Here is an 18,141-nt window from a genome sequence, read left to right as displayed (position 1 = left end):
TAGCCGGATGAGCATGCTGAACCGCCCCGCGAGCGGCACCGAGACCGGCGAGATGGTCGCTTCGACGCGCGACTACGAGAGCGCGCAGAAGACGGTGTCGAAGCTGATCGCGGGGGAGGTGCCGGCACGGGACATCGCGATCGTCGGGCAGAGCGTCCGCACGGTCGAGCGCGTGACCGGGAAGCTGGGGTATGCGGCTGCCGCGCGTTCGGGTGCCATCAACGGCGTCCTGATCGGACTGTTCCTCTCGGCCATCCTCGTGATCGGCAACCCCGAGGTGCCGATCCAGCTCTTCGTCGGGTTCGTCTTCATCGGCGTCGCACTCGGCATGCTCCTGAGTCTCGTCACCTATGCGATCGTGCGTCGTCGGCGCGACTTCGCGAGCGTCACGCAGTTCGCTGCCGACCACTACGAGGTCACCGTGCAGGCGGCATCGCTCGCCAAGGCCCGGCAGGTGCTCGGATCGACGAAGGTCGCGCCGGTGCGGCCGCCGGTGAACCTCGACGAGCCGCCGCGCTACGGCGAGCGGATCACCCCCGGAGCGACGGCACCCGCTCCCGCGCCTGAGGAGCCGGTCATCCCGCCGCGTCCCGCCGACCCGCAGCCAGGGGCCGACGCCATGCCGGAGCCCGACGCCACGCCGGAAGAGCCCGTGTCGCCCCCGGCAGCCGAGCCGGAGAGTGCCCCCGGCACGGAAGGCCTCGAGGGCGGACGAGCGTGACGCTCCGGTCGCCGCTCGCCGCCTGATGGTCCAGATCTCGGTCGATCTGCCCACGGGGACCACGACGGTCTCGGCGGATTGGACAGCCGGCGTGAACGGCACGGTCATCGCCATCGCGCACGGTGCGGGCACCGGCAAGGACCATCCGTTCCTCACCGGCTTCGCGGCAGCGCTCGGCGAACTCGGTTTCTCGACGCTGCGCTTCAACTTTCCCTACGTCGAGCAGGGCAGGAAGATGCCGGGCCCCGCGGCACACGCGATCGCGACGTGGAACGCCGTCGTGGAGTTCGCGCGGGCGAGCGAGCCGTCCGCGAGCGTCTGGGCGGCCGGCAAGTCCTACGGGGGACGCATGGCGTCCATGGCCGTCGCAGAAGGTCTCGTCGTCGACGGCCTGGCGTACCTCGGCTATCCGCTGCACCCACCAGGACGGCCGGAGAAGCCACGGGTGGAGCATCTGCCGGCCATCTCGATTCCGCAGCTGTTCGTCGAGGGGACGAACGACCCCTTCATCCAGCCGATCTCGCAGTTCGACGAAGCGGTCGCCACCTGCCAGGATGCCCGAGTCGTGTGGGTCGAGGGCGGAGGCCACACCTTCGAGGTGAAGGGACAGAAGCGTTCCGCTTCCGAGATCGGCTCATCCCTCGCGCCGATCGTGGCCGAGTTCGCCCGCCGCTAGATGAAGGCCGACAGCTCCTCGTCGGTGAGCAGCCGGCGCAGCGTCGAGAGACCCAGGGCGCTCATCGTGGGGTTCGACTCCTCGTAGTACCAGGCGAGTCCTATCGCCTGTTGGAACGCCCATGCGGCGCCCCGCAGCCACTCCACGTCCTCGGCACCGACACTGGAGCGGAGAACCTGTCGTGCGGGAGCGTCGAAGTGGTGCCACGCGGCGACCAGATCGAGCCCGGGATCGGCTGGTCCGAAGCTGCCGCCGTCGAGCACCCCCGAGAGTCGGGTCTCGCCGTCCCGAACGTCGATGAGCAGGTTGAACGGTGTCAGGTCACGGTGGCTCATGACATCGGGCCCCGACCGAGGGAGCACCCGCAGTGCCTCCCACAGCCTGGCCGCTTCGGGAACGTCGAGCAGGTGTGCGCCTCTGTCCAAGCACTCGGCGACCCACTCGTCATGGTCCGGGAGGATGCCTCCTCGCCCGCGGCCGTCGAAGACACGTCCAGCGGGATCGACGGCGCGCAGCGCCCGGACCAGCGCTGCCAGATCCTGTGCGAGTGACACCGAACCCGCGTGCGCATCGAAATGCGCGGTGATTCCGGGCAACCAGGTCTGCATCGACCATGCCGACGAGTACGTCTCTCCGCCATGGGCGAGACCGTACGGCAGCGGCGCCCGGACCGGACATGCGTCCGCCAGCGCCGTCATGGCCGCTGCTTCGCTCTTCAGCTCCTCGTACGAGGCCGGGAGGAGAGGGAACCGTGCGACCAGGTCGTTTCCGACGCGAACGATCGAGTTCACCGTGGCGGCGGTGCGGACTCGGCGCAGTTCTCGCTCGTCGAGCTCCGGGAACGACTCGGTGACCAGCGCCCGTGCGAGCGCATCGTCGACTGCGAACTCGCCGTCGTGCATACGTCAGAAGGGCCGGGACCGGCCTGGTTTCCCCTGGTCCACCCAGCGCGTGTGCGACTTGAGTGCGAGCAGCACGGCGAAGTAGATCACCGCGCCCGCGATGAGTGCCGCGACGGCGTAGATCAGGACGATGGCGAAGAAGCTGACGACTCCGAACACGGCGTCAGCCCTGCAGTCGGGCGATCCAGGCCTCGACCTCGTCGGCCGTGCGCGGGATGTCCGCCGACAGGTTGACCGGGCCGTCCTCCGTCATCAGGATGTCGTCCTCGATGCGCACGCCGATCCCGCGGAGCTCTGCCGGAACCGTCAGATCGTCGATCTGGAAGTACAGACCCGGCTCGATGGTGAACACCATGCCGGGGGCGAGGATGCCGTCGTAGTACATCTCGCGGCGCGCCTGCGCACAGTCGTGCACGTCGATGCCGAGGTGATGCGACGTGCCGTGCACCATGTACCGGCGGTGCTGGCCGCCCTTGTCGGCGTCGAGGGCCTCCTCGGCCGTGACGGGCAGCAGGCCCCACTCCGCCGTGCGTTCGGCGATGACCTTCATGGCGGCACCGTGCACGTCGCGGAACCGCACGCCGATCCGCGCCGCAGCGAAGGCCGCGTCCGCCGCTTCGCGCACCGTCTCGTAGACGCGGCGCTGCACCTCGGTGAACGTGCCCGACACGGGAAGCGTGCGGGTGATGTCGGCCGTGTACAGGCTGTCGGCTTCGACACCGGCATCGACCAGGATCAGGTCGCCGGGAACGACCGTGCCGTCGTTGCGCGTCCAGTGCAGGTAGCAGGCGTGCGGGCCGGAGGCCGCGATCGTGTCGTAGCCCTCGCCGTTGCCGTCTTCGCGTGCCCGGCGGTGGAAGACCCCCTCCACGACGCGCTCGCCGCGGGCGTGGGCGACGGCGGCGGGAAGCTCGCGGATGATGTCGTCGAACCCGTCGGCCGTGATCTCGACCGCACGGCGCATCTCGGCGATCTCGAACTCGTCCTTGATGAGGCGCAGCTCGGAGACGAAGCGGGTCAGCGCGTCGTCGTCGTCGAGCACCAGTTCGCCTTCCACGGCCTCGAGCTCGTCGAGGTGAGCGGTCGCGATGTCGAGGTCGGCAGCGACACCGGCCAGCGACGGACGGGGGCCGATCCAGAACTCCCCGACCGTGGCGTCGGCGTAGAACTCGGTCGTCGTCCGGTCGGCGCGCTCGCGGAAGAAGAGCGTGATGTCATGTCCCGCGTCGGTCGGTGCGAAGACCAGTACCGAATCGGGCTCCGCATCCGACGCCCATCCGGTGAGGTGCGCGAAGGCGGAGTGCGCGCGGAACACGTAGTCGGTGTCGTTGCTGCGCTGCTTGAGGGACCCGGCGGGGATCACCAGGCGCTTGCCGGGGAATGCAGCCGAGACGGCAGCTCGTCGGGCGGCGGCGTAGGCGGCCTGCTCGCGCGGACTCGGCAGAGTCTCCGGACGCTCGGCCCAGCCGGTGGAGATGGTGTCGAGGAAGCCCTGGGGGAACGGCTGCTTGCGGTTCGTGGTGCTGTTCTCGGCCGATGCTTCGACGGTGGGTTCTGCGATCGTGTCGCGCTCTCCGGTGCTCATCCCTCCAGTCTGTCATCTGGAGAGGATGCACGGGAGCTCAGCCGGCCGGCTCGAGCTGCACGACCAGCGCGCGGTGGTCGCTGCCGCCGGCATCGTCGAGCACGACGGAGCCGGTCGGCGTCCAGTTCTGCGATGCCATGACGTGGTCGATCGGTGCGCCCGCGAGCGTCGGGAGCGAGCTCGGCCAGGTGCCGGTGACACCGTTGCCGGTGCGCGCCGCCACGTCACGGCAGTAGCCGATGTCGCCGCCCTCCACGCCGAGACCGGCCATGTGGTCGATCGTCGCGTTGAAATCACCGGCCAGGATGAAGTCGCCCTGCGGGCACTGGTCGGCGATCCACTGCAGGTCGCTCTGCCACTGCTGCATCTCTTCCATACGCGGTGCGACCGCGTGCACGGCCACGATCGTGGGGCCTTCGCCGTCGATCGGCATCAGGACGACGCTGGGCACGGAACCCGTGTTGCTGGTGCCGTCCTTCGCCGACTCGATCACCGAGTACTCGCCGAGGTCGGGGGCGACCAGGACAGTGGTCTGCCAGGACTGGGGCCCGTCCTGCACATCGGGACGGAATTGCACATGGTGCACCCACATCGGGTGGCCCTGCTCCCGCAGCATGATCGCGATGCGCTCGCCGACCTCCTCGGTCGTCTCGGGAAGTGCGACCACGTCGGCGCCCTGGTCGAGGATGCGCTGCGCGATCACGTCGGCCGACACAGCCTCGCCCGCGGTGTTCCAGGTGAGCACCCGCACGCTGCTCTCGGTCTTCTCCGGAAGGGCGGTAGCCCCGAAGCCCCTGCTCGCTCCGATCAGTGCGGTGGCGCCGGCGCCCAGCAGAGCGACGATCAGCACGGAGGCGGCGAAACCCCGCAGCGGCCGCGCGAACAGCAGCAGGAGGGCGAGCACGACGACGATGAGGAACCCGCCGAGGACCAGGCCTCGCACCGAGACGAGCTGCGCGAAGGGATAGGTCTGCTCGAGGTGGAAGAACTGCGGCCACACCACGATCGCCGTCGCGATCGCGAGCAGGACGGTGAAGAGGATCCCCAGTAGTCGAAACATCCCCTCCAGCCTAGAAGCGGCGCCTGTGAAGTCCCTGCCCCGACATCCCGTCCGTGCGCCTCCGCGCCCGGTACGGGTGACGCTCGGTACGCTCGGAGGATGGCCACTCCGTCCGCCGGGTTCGCCGGTCCCGCCGACCTGCACCTGCACTCGAACCAATCCGACGGTACGGAGTCCCCGGCCGAGGTGATGCGGCAGGCCCACGCGCACGGAATTCGCACGGCCGCCCTCACCGACCACGACCGCTCCACCGGGTGGGCCGAGGCGGGCGATGCGGCGGTCGCCCTGGGGATGACCTTCATTCCCGGCATGGAGCTCTCTGCCAAGCACGAATGGCGCAGCGTGCACGTGCTGGGGTACCTCTTCGACCCCGAGAACGAGGCTCTGCGCGCCGAGACGGATCGTATCCGCGGCGACAGGATCGGCCGTGCCGAACGGATCGTTCGGAACATCGGCCGGGACTACGACCTGGAGTGGGAGGACGTCGTCGCGCAGACGACCCTGGATGCCACGGTGGGTCGGCCGCACATCGCCGACGCACTCATCGCCCGCGGCATCGTGCGCGACCGGACAGAGGCGTTCGACGGCATCCTGCACCCGCGCGAGGGGTACTACGAGCCGCATTACGCGCCGGACCCCCTCACTGCCGTGCGGTTGATCACCGAGGCCGGGGGAGTGGCCGTCATCGCGCACCCCGTGACATCGGGCCGCGACCGGATGATGCCTCTGCCGTTCATCGAGCGGCTGATCGCCGCCGGCCTCGGCGGCTTCGAGATCGACCATCGCGAGAACACCGAGCCGGGCAAGCGGAGGCTGCGCGAGATCGCCGCCGAGCACGACCTCATCATCACGGGCTCCAGCGACTACCACGGCAGCGGCAAGCCGAACCGTCCGGGCGAGAACACCACGTCCGACGAGATGGTCGCGCGGCTCCTAGCACGCGCCACCGGCAGTTCTCCGCGGTATCCCTGATCCTCGGCATTCTGTCGGTCATCTCCCGGCGGGCTGTCGACGGCGACCGATACCTTCCGAGGCATGCAGCGAGCGACTTCTCTGGAGCAGCGGGTCGATGCGGTCGCGCACCGCGTGCTGTTCGGTGCCCCGGCGAACGGCGTCCGCGCGGGCCTGATCGAGTTCGCGGTGTTCGTGCTCAAACAGGCATGGGCGTGCATCTTCGGAGCGGCGCTGCTCGTCGTGATCGTCGCAGCGCATCTCTGGTATCCCGATGATGCGGCGCTCGCCCGCAACGATGCCCTCACGATCGCCGCGGTGCTCATCCAGCTCGCGATGCTGGCCTTCCGACTGGAGAGCGGTCGTGAGCTCTGGGTCATCGTGCTGTTCCACATCACCGGCACCGTGATGGAGCTGTTCAAGACCGATGTCGGATCGTGGGCCTATGCCGCGGACGGATTCCTGCGCATCGGTGGGGTGCCGCTGTTCAGCGGGTTCATGTACGCGGCCGTCGGGTCATACATGGTGCGCGTCTACCGGCTGTTCGATCTCGGCTTCGAGAGGTATCCGCGACGTTGGTTGACGGCGATCCTCGCGGTGGCGATCTATGCCAACTTCTTCACACACCACTGGTGGTGGGACGCGCGATGGGTGCTGCTGGCCGGCGTCGTGATGCTGTGGCTGCCCACGGTCATGCATGCCCGCATCTGGAGGCGCACGATCAGACTTCCTCTTCTGGCGGTGTTCGTCGGCGTCGCCGTGTTCATCTATCTCGCCGAGAACATCGGCACCTGGGCGGGCGCCTGGGCCTATCCCGACCAGGCCGAGGGCTGGCAGCCGGTGTCGCCGAGCAAGCTGACCTCGTGGTTCCTCTTGATGATCATCTCGGTCGTGCTCGTGGCGTGGGTGTATCCGCCGAAGGTCCCGGCAGCGTTGCTGCAACGGGTGCAAGCCGCTCAGGCGCCGCTCTGACCACGCGTGCGCGACGAAGGGCGCGAGATGCAGACGATCGTCCGCTTCTCGCGCCCTTCGTGAGGTGCTGAGGTCTGTCAGGCCCCGGCGACCGGGGCCGCTCCCGCGCCGGAACCGCCGCGGCGACGCCGGCGACGACGTGCCGGGGCCGGCTTGCCGTCGTGGTGCTCCTTGCCCGCACCGTCGTGCGTGCCGGCGCCCTCGGCGTTGCGGTCGGCTGCCGGAGCAGACTGGCCGTCCGCGGAAGCCGTCTCGGCAGCGCCCTCGGCGAAGGTCGATCCGACCGGGGTCGTGCTGTTGCGGCGACGGCGGCGACGGCGCGTGCCGCCCTCGTCGGTGCCTTCAGCCGCGGCATCCGCCGCACGCTCGAGACGACGGGTGCGCTCGGTCTTGACCGACTCCGTCTTCGGCGCCGACACCAGACGGCCCTTGGTGCCCTGGGGGATGTCGAGGTCCTCGAACAGGTGCGGGCTCGACGAGTAGGTCTCGATCGGCTCCGGCTGACCGAACTCGAGGGCGCGGTTGATGAGGGCCCACTTGTGCAGGTCCTCCCAGTCGACGAAGGTGACCGCGATACCGGTCTTGCCCGCACGGCCGGTGCGGCCCGCGCGGTGCAGGTACGTCTTGTCCTCGTCCGGGATCGTGTGGTTGATCACGTGCGTGACATCGTCGACGTCGATGCCGCGGGCGGCGACGTCGGTCGCGACCAGGACGTCGCGCTTTCCGGCCTTGAACGCCGCCATCGAGCGTTCGCGCTGATCCTGTCCCATGTCGCCGTGCACGCCGCCGACGTTGAAGCCGCGGTCGCTCAGCTCGTCGACGAGGCGCTGGGCTGCACGCTTCGTGCGGGTAAAGATCACGGTCTTGCCGCGGCCCTCGGCCTGCAGGATGCGGGCGATGATCTCGTCCTTGTCCATCGAGTGCGCGCGGTAGACGAGGTGCTTGATGTTCGCCTGCGTGAGGCCCTCATCGGGGTCGTTCGCCCGGATGTGGATCGGGTTGGACATGAAACGACGGGCGAGTGCCACGATCGGGCCGGGCATGGTCGCCGAGAACAGCTGCGTGTGGCGGACGGCCGGGACCTTCTGGAAGATCTTCTCGATGTCGGCGAGGAAGCCGAGGTCGAGCATCTTGTCGGCCTCGTCGAGCACGACCTCGGTCGCGTTCGAGAGGTCGAGCAGCCGCTGGCCCGCGAGGTCGATCAGACGCCCAGGGGTTCCGACGACGATCTGCGCGCCGGCCTTGAGCTGGTCGATCTGCCCCTCGTACGCCTTGCCGCCGTAGATGGCGACGACGCTGGTAGAACGGTTGCTGGTGAGCAGGTCGATGTCTTCGTAGACCTGCACCGCGAGCTCGCGGGTCGGCACCACGATGAGGGCCTTGACGCCGTGCTCCGGGTCTTTGCCGAGGCGCTGGACGACGGGGATGCCGAAGCCGAAGGTCTTGCCGGTTCCCGTCTTGGCCTGACCGATGATGTCCTGGCCGGGAAGGCCGAGGGGAATGGTCTGCTCTTGGATGGGGAACGCGTCGACGATGCCTTTGGCGGCGAGTGCGTCGACGATGTCCTGGTCGATGCCGAGATCGGCGAAAGTTGTCACTTTATTCAGATTGCCTGTCCGGCGAGCCTGGGGGATCGCCACGTTAACGGATCCACGCCGTCTCTTGTGCCACAGGCGCGGGGCCCCGCTCCGACGGCGGGGACACGCCCAGCCTACCCGAGGGGCCGTCGAGACCCGGAAGGAGGTCCGGGCGCGGGTATTGTGAACGACGTGGCGGACTCGGGAGGAAGACCTCGTGGTTAAGTGGTTCTGGCAGCGCGAAGACGCGCCGCGGCGTACCCTCGCCCTGCGCAGTCGAGGGGAACAGGGCGATGCCACGCGCATCGACTTCGCCGAACTCGCCCCCGAACTCGATCGCTTCCTCGGCCAGGCGGCCTACCTGCAGCTGGGGTATTTCGAGACGCTCACCCGACTCATCCGAGCGACGCCGGAGCTGTCCGAGAAGGAGTCGCTGTCGCGCGCGGCGGGTGCTGCACTGACCAAGCACCGCGGCATCGTCGAGGTCATCGCCGAGCGCGGCGGGGATCCGACGCAGGTGATGCTGCCGTTCCGCGAGCACCTTGACGCGTTCCGGCGCAAGACCATCGGCGCGCGTCCGCGAGAGACCCTGCTGGCGGTCTACATCACGGCCGGCATGCTCGACGACTTCTACCTCGCTCTCGCCTCGAGCTACGGGGAGACCGGCCGTCGGGTCGCGCAGATACTGCGGGAGGATGACGCCGGCCATGAGATCGTCGCGATCATCCAGGAGACGATCGAGAGCGACGAGGAGTGGCGTTCGCTGCTGTCGATGTGGGCTCGCCGACTGGTCGGAGACACGATCCTCGTCTGCCGTTCCGCCCTGCGGCCCGAGCTGCTCGACGTCGATGACGCGCGCATCGAGCCGGTGTACACCGAGCTGATGGGCGCGCACGCGCGACGCATGGATGCGATGGGCCTCGCGTCGTAGACGCCGACGCGCATCCTCGCGATCAGATGCCCAGTGCCGCCTTGGCGGCGGTGTCGGAGCGCTTGCGCATCCCCGTGATCGCGAACGTCGCGAGAGCGGCGATCGCGGCGGCGCCGAGGACGCTCGCGAGCCACAGCCAGATGCTGTCCTCGCCGACGCCCAGCCACTGCAGGCCCGTGTAGAGGATCGCCGACACGGCGGTCGCGATGGCAGGTGCGAGGGCGACCCCGCGCAGCTCGCGGTCGGCGATCAGGAAGTGCACCGCGATTCCCAGCGCGCACGCCCCGACGAGTGCGAGGAGGATGTACATCGTCGGATTAGGCGACGAAGCCGACGCGGCGCGATTCCTCGGAGCCCAGCTCGATGTAGGCGAGGTTCGCGGTCGGGACGATGTAGGAGTTGCCCTTCACATCGGCGAAGCTCACGTGCGTCGCGTTCTGCTCCAGCGCCGTGGCGACCTGGGTGCGGACCTCGTCCGCGCTCGCGCCGGTGTCGAAGCTCAGTTCACGGCCGGTGTTGATGATGCCGATGCGGATTTCCACGCGTGCTCCTTGAAGTTCGGGGACTGGCCCAACTCTACCCCGCGCGCCTCGCACCGGATCGGCCGACGGCTGCCGTTTCGCCCTGAGCGCACAGCGGGGACGCACGCCGATGTCCGCGCGTCCGGATAGCGTGGATGACATGACATCGGATGCTGCGCAGCGAGCTGTGATCGCCGCGGAGCCGTCGGCATCCGGCGTCATCATCGGAGCACCGGGAACGGGGAAGACCCGTACCCTCGTCGACCGCGTCGTGCATCTGCTGGACGCGCAGGGGCTGCGACCGGAAGAGGTGCTCGCGCTCACTCCGAGTCGCCAGGCGGCTACGGCGCTGCGAGATCGGATCGGCGTGCGCATCGGTCAGGCCACACCCGGGCCCCTGGCGCGATCCCTCGGGTCCTTCGCCTTCCAGCTCGTGCGCGGCGCGATGGTGCGACAGGGGGCGGAGCCGCCCGCGCTGCTCACCGGTGCGGATCAGGACCGCATCATCGCGGAACTGCTCGCCGGCGACGCGGAAGACGGGCGTATTCCGTGGCCGGACGCTCTCAGCGCTTCCGTTCGCGCCTCGAAGGGATTCCGTTCCGAGCTCCGAGCCTTCCTGGCGGAGTGCACCGAGATCGGCGTCCACCCCGACGAGCTCCGCGCGTCGGGCAACGATGTGTGGGCCGCGACGGCGGAGTTCCTCGTCGAGTATCGAACGGTGCTCGATGCACTGCGATCCGCACACCGGGACGCCGCTGATCTCCTGAGTGAGGCGAGCACGATCCTGCAGGGGGCGGACGCGGCGACGCTCGGCCCGCTGGCGCCCCTGCGGGTGGTGCTGATCGACGATGCGCAAGAGCTCACACGCGGCGGTATCGCGATGGTCCAGGGCCTGCGTGAGCGAGGCATCGCCGTCCTGGCCTTCGGGGACCCCGACATCTCGTCCGGCTCCTTCCGCGGGGCGAGCCCGGAACTGTTCGCCCAGCTCGCAGGCGCGCTCGGGGAGGTGCATGTGCTCGACGGTGCACATCGCCAGCAGCCGGCGCTCACCGCTCTCACCAGGACGGTCACGCAGGCGATCGGCGTCTCCGGGCGGGTGGAGCACCGGCGTGCTCCCGTGCCGGTGGCGTCGGAGGAGATCGAGGCCCGGGTCTCGACATTCGTCGCTCCCTCGCCGTACGAGGAGCTCGATCGCATCGCGGGCGTGATGCGGGAATGGCATCTCTCGGAGGGGATCCGCTGGGATCGGATGGCTGTCGTCGCACACGACACACGACAGGTGACCACGCTGGAGACCGAGCTCGCGGCCCGCGAGATCCCCACGCGGGCCGCCGGAGTGCAGCGCCCGCTCGGCAGCGAGGGCATCGTGCGCGACATCGTCGGCATCGTGCGCCTGGCACTGACCCCGACGGAGGAACGCACATCCGACGCGCTCGAAGAGGCCATGCGCACCCCGTTCGGAGGGATGGACGCGATCGGACTGCGCCGCCTCCGTGCCCGGCTCCGGCACATCGAGCTCGAGCAGGGCGGCGCGACGCCCGCACGAGAGCTGCTGCGACAGGCCATGGCCAACCCTGCGCACCTGACCCTCATCGACGCTCCGGAGTCGCGTACGGCCGAGCGCTTCGCCGAGACGATCGAAGCCACAGCCAGAGCGGCCGCCGAAGGTGAGACGATCCACGATCTGCTGTGGCGGGTGTGGGATCAGGCCCGCGCCGTGGACGGACGCCGGCTGCAGGTCGCCTGGCGCGAGATCTCGCAGCTGCCGACCGGTGCCGAGACGGCCCGCGCACTCGATGCTCTCGTCGCCCTCTTCGACGCCGCGAAGAGGTTCGTCGAGCGCACCCCCAACGAGAAACCGCATACTTTCGTGCGCGACATCCTCGACAGCGAGGTCCCCGAGGACTCGCTTTCGACTCCTGATCGCCCGGGCAAGGTCACGCTCCTGACTCCAGCCACCGCGCTCGGCACGGAGTTCGACGCGGTCGTGGTCGCGGGGGTGCAGGACGGCATCTGGCCGAACGTTCGTCTGCGCGGCGGACTGCTGCAGACCTGGCGGCTGGCAGATGCGATCCACGCGTCACGCACCAGCATCAGCACCGAGCCTCCGGGCGTGCTGGATCGGCGGCGCGCGGCGCTGCACGACGAGCTCCGGCTGTTCGTCCGGGCGGTTTCGCGTGCGCGTGATCGCCTGCTGATCACGGCGGTCGACGACGACGATCTCACGCCGAGTCCCTTCTTCGGGTTCCTGCCCGCCCCGGAACCGCCCGAACGGCACGCGTCCGCCGAGCATCCCCTCACCCTGCGCGGGCTGGTCGCCCGGCATCGTCGCGCCCTCACCGCCGCGCATGCGGAGCCGATCAGACGTGAGGCCGCCGGGCAGCTCGCCGTGCTGGCCGGGGAGGGTGTTCCCGGCGCGGATCCAGCCGAGTGGTACGGCGTGACCCCGACCTCGACCGATGCGCCGCTGCGAGATCTCGCGGTCACCGGCGCACGGGTCTCGCCATCGAAGATGGAGTCCTATGAGGAGTGCGGTCTGAACTGGGTCGTCTCCGCGCTCGGCGGCGACACGGTGATGCCGCCGACCGCCGGCATCGGCACGATCGTGCACGAGGCGATGGAGCGTGTTCCCGACGGCGACCTGGAGCGCATGCGCGCGATCGTCGCCGAGCACTGGCCGGAACTGGACTTCGAGACCGAGTGGATCGGCCGCAAGGAGCGGCGGCGGGCCGACGTGCTGGTGGATCGCCTGCACACCTATCTCGGCGACGTGCGCCGCGAGGGCGGTCGGGTGATCGGCAGCGAGATGGAGTTCCGCTTCGCCGTCGACGTGGCCCCCGACGCGGGAGTCGCGACCGTGCCGACGGTACATCCGGTCGGGGAAGACCGGGCGAACAAGGCGGTCATCCACGGGTACATCGACCGGGTCGAGGCGTATCCGCCCGAGGCCGGCGAGCACTCCCATGCTCGGGGACGCGGTTGGGAGCGGATGGCGGGCGGAACGGAAGGGCCCGTGGTCGTCGTCGACCTGAAGACCGGAAAGAACGATCCGGAATCCGACTCCGGCGTCGCCGAGCACGCGCAGCTGGCCGCCTATCAGGTCGCCGTCCAGGAGGGCCTCGTCGAGGGTGCCCCGCCGACGTCGCTGGCGGGGGCGCGGCTGGTGATCGTCTCGAAGACGCTCGCGAAGAGCGACTATCGCATCGCGCATCAGCACACGCTGAGCGACGAGTCGCGCTCCGCCTTCCTCCGGCGGGTGTCGGATGCGGCGCGCGGCATGTCGGCATCGAGCTTCACCGCGCAGGTGGAGTCGCACTGCGCGGACACGCAGCGCCGCGTGCATCCGTGTCGCATCCACACGGTGCCGGCGGTGAGCTCGTGACGGGGTGGAGCGGCGGCGAGGGTATCTCCGCCACCGACATCGCCGCCGCCCTCGGCCAGCCGTCGCCCACAGCCGCCCAGCAGCGGGTGATCGAGGCCCCACCGGAGCCGGCCCTGGTCGTGGCCGGCGCCGGCAGCGGCAAGACCGAGACGATGTCGGGGCGTGTGGTGTGGCTGGTCGCGAACGGACACGTGCGCAGAGATGAGATCCTCGGCCTGACGTTCACGCGGAAGGCGGCGGGCGAGCTCGCAGAGCGGATCGGTCATCGGCTCGCGGTCATCGACGAGTACGGTCGCCGTGGTCTCCTGCCGCATCTGCCCGAGATCGTGCGGACCGGCGCGCTGCGCCGTGTCGACGAGGCGGCGCAGGGCCGCCAGCGCGAGCTCGTGCGCACCCACGTCCTCGACGAGCTGGCCGCGCGCGTCGGCACCGGGTGGGATCCGGCGACGCCGCGATCGGCGGAAGACCTCATGGTCCGGCCGCGCGTCTCGACGTACAACGCGTTCGCCGACGGCATCGTCCGCGAACACGCGGCGCGGATCGGGCGGGATCCCGACGTCGCGATGCTCAGTCAGGCAGCCTCCTGGATGCTCGCGCGGGAAGTCGTGCTCCGCAGCGATCTGCCGGAGCTCGAGAACATCGACTACGCGCTCGGAACGATCATCGACGCTGTGCAGCGGCTTGCGGGGGACGCCCTCGACCATCGTGTCGACCTCGATTCGGCCGAACGGATCGCGCGGGAGCAGGCGCTCGCCTTCGAGCCGTATCGCAGCAACGCCGATGTGGAGAAGGCGGCGGTCAACCTGCTCAGTCTGCCGACGCTCGCGCGCCTGGTGCGCGACTACATCGACGCGAAGGAACGCCGTGGCGTGCTGGACTTCGCCGATCAGGTCAGCGGGGCCTACGACATCGTCGAGTCCGCGCCCGATGTCCGCGCGGAGCTCCGTGAGCAGCACCGAGTCGTGCTCCTCGACGAGTATCAGGACACCTCGGTGATCCAGACGCGGTTCCTCGCCGAGCTCTTCCGTGATTCCGCAGTGATGGCGGTCGGCGACCCTCATCAGTCCATCTACGGCTGGCGGGGCGCGAGCGCCGACAACCTGTACGCCTTCGCGGAGACGTTCTCGGGCACGGGAACAGCGACGACCTACAGCCTCATGACGAGCTGGCGGAACGATCGGGGCATCCTCGGCATCGCGAACCGTGTGCTCGAACCGTTGCAGCGGCCCGGGCTCGACGTGCCGCCTCTCGAACCTCGCCCCGGAGCGGGCGAAGGCACGGTCGCCGTGCGATTCCCGTTCACGGTCGACGAGGAGGCCGCAGCCGTCGCGGACTGGTTCGCCGACCGGCGGGCGGAGCACGATGCCGGTGCGGCCGGTGCGGCCGGTGCGGCCGGTGCGGCCGGTGCGGGACAGGCGCAGACGCCCCACACCGGAGCGATCCTCTTCCGCTCCAAGCGGCATATGCAGACGTTCGCGGCTGCGCTCGCCGGACGAGGCATCCCGCACCGCATCCTCGGCCTCGGCGGACTCCTGGCGACACCGGAAGTGGTAGACGTCGTCTCGACCCTTCGCGTCGTGCACGACCCCACGGCCGGGTCCGCGCTGATCCGCCTGCTCACCGGTCCCCGGTTCGGCGTCGGTGTCGCCGACATGGCTGCCCTCTACGATCTCGGCCGCACCCTGTCGGAGCGCGACACCGCGATGGCGCCGCTGCCGGAGGAGGTGCGTGCACGGCTGCGCTCTTCCCGCGGCGCGGACGAGGCGGTGTCGATCATCGACGCGGTCGACGTGGTGCGAGCAGTGCGCGACGACTACCGGCTGCTCGAATCGATCACCCCTGACGGCCGTGCGCGGGTCAGAGCAGCGGGGGAGATGCTGGAACGGCTCCGACGCGCCTCGTCCCAGCCGATCCCCGAGCTGATCCGGCTCATCGAGCTCGAACTCCGCCTGGACATCGAGCTCGCCGCGAACGAGACGAGGGGTCCCGCGCGCATCGCGGCCACGCAGCTGCGCGCCTTCGCCGACGAAGTTCGTGCGTTCCTCGCCGCCGACGAGCGGGGGAGCATCGGCAGCCTGCTCGCCTGGCTCGACAAGGCCGAGAGCACGGATGAGCTGATGCCGCGCCCGGAGCCGCCCGAGGCCGGTGTCGTCCAGCTGCTGACCATCCATGGATCGAAGGGTTTGGAGTGGGATGCGGTCGCGGTGGTCCGACTGGTGGCCGATGAGCTCCCGAGCAGGGTCTCCGACACGTCCGGGTGGTTCGGGTTCGGCGTCGTGCCGTTCGCGCTGCGCGGGGATCGGGACGCGTTGCCGCGCTTCGAGTGGGACCCCGTCGAGGCCATGGGGGGCGAGGCCGATCCCGTGAAGCGGCAGAAGCTCGCGCAGGCGTCGCTCTCGGGCGGGGCGACGAAGGCGAATCCACACGGGGGCGCACTCAAGCGGTTCAAAGACGCCTACCGCGCCTACCAGCAGCAGGAGGAGCGACGCCTCGCGTACGTCGCGGTGACCCGTGCGCGGACGGATCTGCTCCTCAGTGGTGCGCACTGGGCCGGTCAGAAGGCTCCGCGCACACCGAGCCCCTTCCTCGTCGAGGCGATCGAGGTGCGCGGCCTCGAGCCGATCGAACCAGTCGACCCGGACGACAACCCGTACGACGGCCCCGGTTCCACCCTTCGATGGCCCCTCGATCCGCTGGGAGCCCGGAGGCACGTCGTCACCGCGGCAGCCGCCGCCGTCGAGGATGCGATCCGTGCCGGGACGTCCCAACCGACCATCGAGCTCGAACGACTCCTGGCCGAGCGCGCCGCCCGCCAGCGCGGGACGGATGTCGAGGCCCCGACCCGTGTGCCCGCTTCGCGGTTCAAGGACTACGTCACCGATTTCTCGGGAACGCTGTCGTCGATCGTGCGCCCCATGCCGGAGCGACCCTATCGGCAGACGCGCCTCGGCACCCTGTTCCACGCCTGGGTGGAGCAGCGGTCCGAACTCGTCGGAGTCGGTAGCGGGGTCGACGAGGCACTCTGGGAGATCGACGAGGACGAGGTCGCGTCAGATCTCGTGCGAGAAGGATCGGGTGCTGCCGCTGACGCCGCCGACCTCGACGCCCTGCAGAAGACGTTCGAGCGCAGCGAATGGGGCGGGTTGAAGCCGATCGCCGTGGAGATCGAGATCGACTTCGCGCTCGGGGCCGGCCTGCCCGGGGCGGACGAGCGCGGAGGGGCTCACATTGTGATCTGCAAGCTCGACGCGGTGTACCGGCGCGCCGACCGCGGCGACCGCATCGAGATCGTGGACTGGAAGACCGGCCGGGCGCCGCGCACAGCGCAGGAGCGCGACGAGCGGATGCTGCAGCTCGCGCTCTACCGCCTGGCCTATCACCGGCGCTTCGAAGTGCCGCTCGACGAGATCGACGTGGCGTTGTACTACGTGGCCGACGATCTGATCATCCGCGGCGACCGCGTCTATTCGGAGGAAGAACTCTTCCATCGCTGGAGTGCTGCTCGCGCGGCGCGCTGAGCCTCGTCGGAATCGTCCCCGTCGTCGTCGTCGGCGTGCGCGCGCGGGGCGAGCGGATGCGAATCCTCGCGCGCTCCGGCGGCTCCGCTGGTGCCGGCGAACAGGCTCGCGACACCGGAGAGGTCTTCGGTCTCGATGTTCAGCATCTGGGCCCGGTGCGCGCTCTCGTTGGTCCGACGGTCGGTTCCGGCTCCCGTTCCGGGCAGGGGGTCGTGGGGCGCGGTCTCGCTCTGCGCGGGGTCCGACTCATCCGGGGTGGTCGCCCACAGCTCTTCCGGGTTGTACGCGTCGGTGTGCATCGACGTGTCGATCTCGGCGGCGGCGTCCTGGGGAACCCGGTCGAGCGCGTCGAGGGCGGAGTCGACAGCGTCCCCGCGGGCATCGACGATGTTCAGGTCGTCGTCGCGGATGCCTTCGGCGAGTGCATCGAGCAGGGCGGCCGCATCGTCGACGATGTCCGGTCGGTGCATCGAATCGCCGTGGACCAGCCACCGGGCGAACTCGAGCTCGGCCAGCAGGCGTGCTCGTACTTCCAGGCCGCCGTCCGGGGCGCGGTCGACCGCGCGTGCGTACGACGCGTGCACATCGCCGGCGGCATCCGGGGCTGCCGAAAGCCACGAGAGGTCGAGAGCCGGATCGCCGACCGAGAGTCCGTGCCATCCGACGAGTCCGACCACTTCGGGGCCGCGCTCGGGGTCGTCCTCGAACAGGAACGAGGTCGCCTGGACGCCGCCCAGGATGACGGTGGATTCGAAACGCCACAGCTCGTCGTCGGCGACGGCATCGCGCCAGCGGACCGTGAGCCGGGCCGGCACGCGACCGGTGGCGGCAGCGGTGTCGATCAGGCGTTCCAACTCCGCACGGCTCTCCTCGGCGCTGCGAGTGGCGAGCCCGGCGCCGCGGACGACCGAGGTCGGAAGGCCGTGCACGGCGGCGATCGACGCCCCCATCGATTCCGCGGCGCCACGCCCGGCCGGCACCAGGGCGGCCTCGATCTGGAATCCGGGAAGGAGCTCGGTGACAAGGGCGCGTGCGTCGCCGAGACGCGTCTCCCCGATGTAGGCGGGTGCGCGGAACGGAAGCATCGCCCGTGCGCCGTCGGTCAGTGCGCGCAGTGCGAGCGCCTCGGCGGCGAGCTCACGCGCGGTCTCGTCGTCGTCTGCGACGCGGATCGCTAGCTCGCGACCGTCGGCGAGCGAGGCCACCGCCGAGTCGAACCGCGCGTCGCCATCCGCGCTCAAGCTGCGGGCGCCCGTGACCTCCGCCCCGGGCAGAGCAGCGGTCACTGCCGCGGCTAGAGTGAAAGGAGAGCGTCCCATGCCCCCAGGGTAGGTCGGCTCAGGGG

General features: G+C 69.8%; 15 protein-coding genes. 7 read left to right on the top strand and 8 right to left on the bottom strand.

The genetic code is table 11. The annotated features are described in order from the left end of the window. Positions 1 to 7 precede the first annotated feature (7 nt). A complete protein-coding gene (locus ACWGO6_RS03385; protein WP_452325841.1) occupies positions 8 to 721 on the top strand; it encodes a general stress protein in 714 nt (237 codons plus the stop codon). Positions 722 to 746: 25 nt separating this feature from the next. Further along, the gene (locus ACWGO6_RS03380; protein ID WP_452326106.1) at positions 747 to 1,397 is read left to right on the top strand and encodes an alpha/beta hydrolase family protein; all 651 of its coding nucleotides are present in this window, start codon (positions 747 to 749) and stop codon (positions 1,395 to 1,397) included. Here the strand turns inward: ACWGO6_RS03380 and ACWGO6_RS03375 are convergent. Genes ACWGO6_RS03375 through ACWGO6_RS03360 form a run of 4 tightly spaced genes read right to left on the bottom strand, consistent with a single transcriptional unit; the run spans position 1,394 to position 4,944 of the window. Next, a complete protein-coding gene (locus tag ACWGO6_RS03375; protein ID WP_452325840.1) occupies positions 1,394 to 2,299 on the bottom strand; it encodes a phosphotransferase in 906 nt (301 codons plus the stop codon). The genes ACWGO6_RS03380 and ACWGO6_RS03375 overlap by 4 nt on opposite strands. Before the next feature lie 3 nt (positions 2,300 to 2,302). Then, complete coding sequence (locus ACWGO6_RS03370; RefSeq protein ID WP_167381614.1) at positions 2,303 to 2,458, bottom strand: hypothetical protein; 156 nt, start codon at positions 2,456 to 2,458, stop codon at positions 2,303 to 2,305. A gap of 4 nt (positions 2,459 to 2,462) precedes the next feature. Continuing rightward, positions 2,463 to 3,884 (bottom strand): aminopeptidase P family protein, encoded by a 1,422-nt coding sequence (locus ACWGO6_RS03365; protein WP_136043585.1) that lies wholly within the window; start codon positions 3,882 to 3,884, stop codon positions 2,463 to 2,465. A 37-nt stretch (positions 3,885 to 3,921) separates the two neighbouring features. After that, positions 3,922 to 4,944, bottom strand: a complete 1,023-nt coding sequence (locus tag ACWGO6_RS03360; RefSeq protein ID WP_136043586.1) for an endonuclease/exonuclease/phosphatase family protein — start codon at positions 4,942 to 4,944, stop codon at positions 3,922 to 3,924. Between the two features lie 99 nt (positions 4,945 to 5,043). Here ACWGO6_RS03360 and ACWGO6_RS03355 point away from each other — a divergent pair, with 99 nt between their 5' ends. Further along, positions 5,044 to 5,916, top strand: coding sequence for a PHP domain-containing protein (locus ACWGO6_RS03355; RefSeq protein WP_136043587.1), 873 nt, complete (start codon positions 5,044 to 5,046; stop codon positions 5,914 to 5,916). Positions 5,917 to 5,979: 63 nt separating this feature from the next. Then, positions 5,980 to 6,867 carry a DUF817 domain-containing protein gene (locus ACWGO6_RS03350; RefSeq protein WP_136043588.1) on the top strand — a complete coding sequence of 296 codons (888 nt, stop codon included), beginning with the start codon at positions 5,980 to 5,982 and terminating at the stop codon, positions 6,865 to 6,867. A 77-nt stretch (positions 6,868 to 6,944) separates the two neighbouring features. On the opposite strand, the gene ACWGO6_RS03345 is transcribed toward ACWGO6_RS03350, so the two are convergent. Next, positions 6,945 to 8,465: a DEAD/DEAH box helicase gene (locus ACWGO6_RS03345; protein WP_452325839.1), complete on the bottom strand. Its 1,521-nt coding sequence runs from the start codon at positions 8,463 to 8,465 to the stop codon at positions 6,945 to 6,947. Between the two features lie 196 nt (positions 8,466 to 8,661). Between ACWGO6_RS03345 and ACWGO6_RS03340 the strand changes: the two genes are divergently transcribed. Beyond that, complete coding sequence (locus ACWGO6_RS03340) at positions 8,662 to 9,375, top strand: ferritin-like fold-containing protein (RefSeq protein ID WP_136043590.1); 714 nt, start codon at positions 8,662 to 8,664, stop codon at positions 9,373 to 9,375. Between the two features lie 22 nt (positions 9,376 to 9,397). Here the strand turns inward: ACWGO6_RS03340 and ACWGO6_RS03335 are convergent, their stop codons facing one another. Both ACWGO6_RS03335 and ACWGO6_RS03330 read right to left on the bottom strand, forming a co-directional pair. Next, positions 9,398 to 9,685 (bottom strand): hypothetical protein, encoded by a 288-nt coding sequence (locus ACWGO6_RS03335; RefSeq protein ID WP_136043591.1) that lies wholly within the window; start codon positions 9,683 to 9,685, stop codon positions 9,398 to 9,400. Positions 9,686 to 9,692: 7 nt separating this feature from the next. Then, complete coding sequence (locus ACWGO6_RS03330) at positions 9,693 to 9,917, bottom strand: DUF3107 domain-containing protein (RefSeq protein WP_136043592.1); 225 nt, start codon at positions 9,915 to 9,917, stop codon at positions 9,693 to 9,695. Positions 9,918 to 10,056: 139 nt separating this feature from the next. Between ACWGO6_RS03330 and ACWGO6_RS03325 the strand changes: the two genes are divergently transcribed. Both ACWGO6_RS03325 and ACWGO6_RS03320 read left to right on the top strand, forming a co-directional pair. Beyond that, positions 10,057 to 13,278: an ATP-dependent helicase gene (locus ACWGO6_RS03325; RefSeq protein WP_136043593.1), complete on the top strand. Its 3,222-nt coding sequence runs from the start codon at positions 10,057 to 10,059 to the stop codon at positions 13,276 to 13,278. Further along, positions 13,275 to 16,796 carry an ATP-dependent DNA helicase gene (locus ACWGO6_RS03320; protein ID WP_452326105.1) on the top strand — a complete coding sequence of 1,174 codons (3,522 nt, stop codon included), beginning with the start codon at positions 13,275 to 13,277 and terminating at the stop codon, positions 16,794 to 16,796. Before ACWGO6_RS03325 ends, ACWGO6_RS03320 begins: the two co-directional genes overlap by 4 nt. Here ACWGO6_RS03320 and ACWGO6_RS03315 read toward each other — a convergent pair. Continuing rightward, a complete protein-coding gene (locus ACWGO6_RS03315) occupies positions 16,742 to 18,115 on the bottom strand; it encodes a hypothetical protein (RefSeq protein WP_452325838.1) in 1,374 nt (457 codons plus the stop codon). The genes ACWGO6_RS03320 and ACWGO6_RS03315 overlap by 55 nt on opposite strands. Positions 18,116 to 18,141: the final 26 nt, after the last annotated feature.

This window comes from Microbacterium sp. NPDC055665, assembly GCF_053618035.1.
This window is presented reverse-complemented; position numbering and strand designations above follow the sequence as displayed.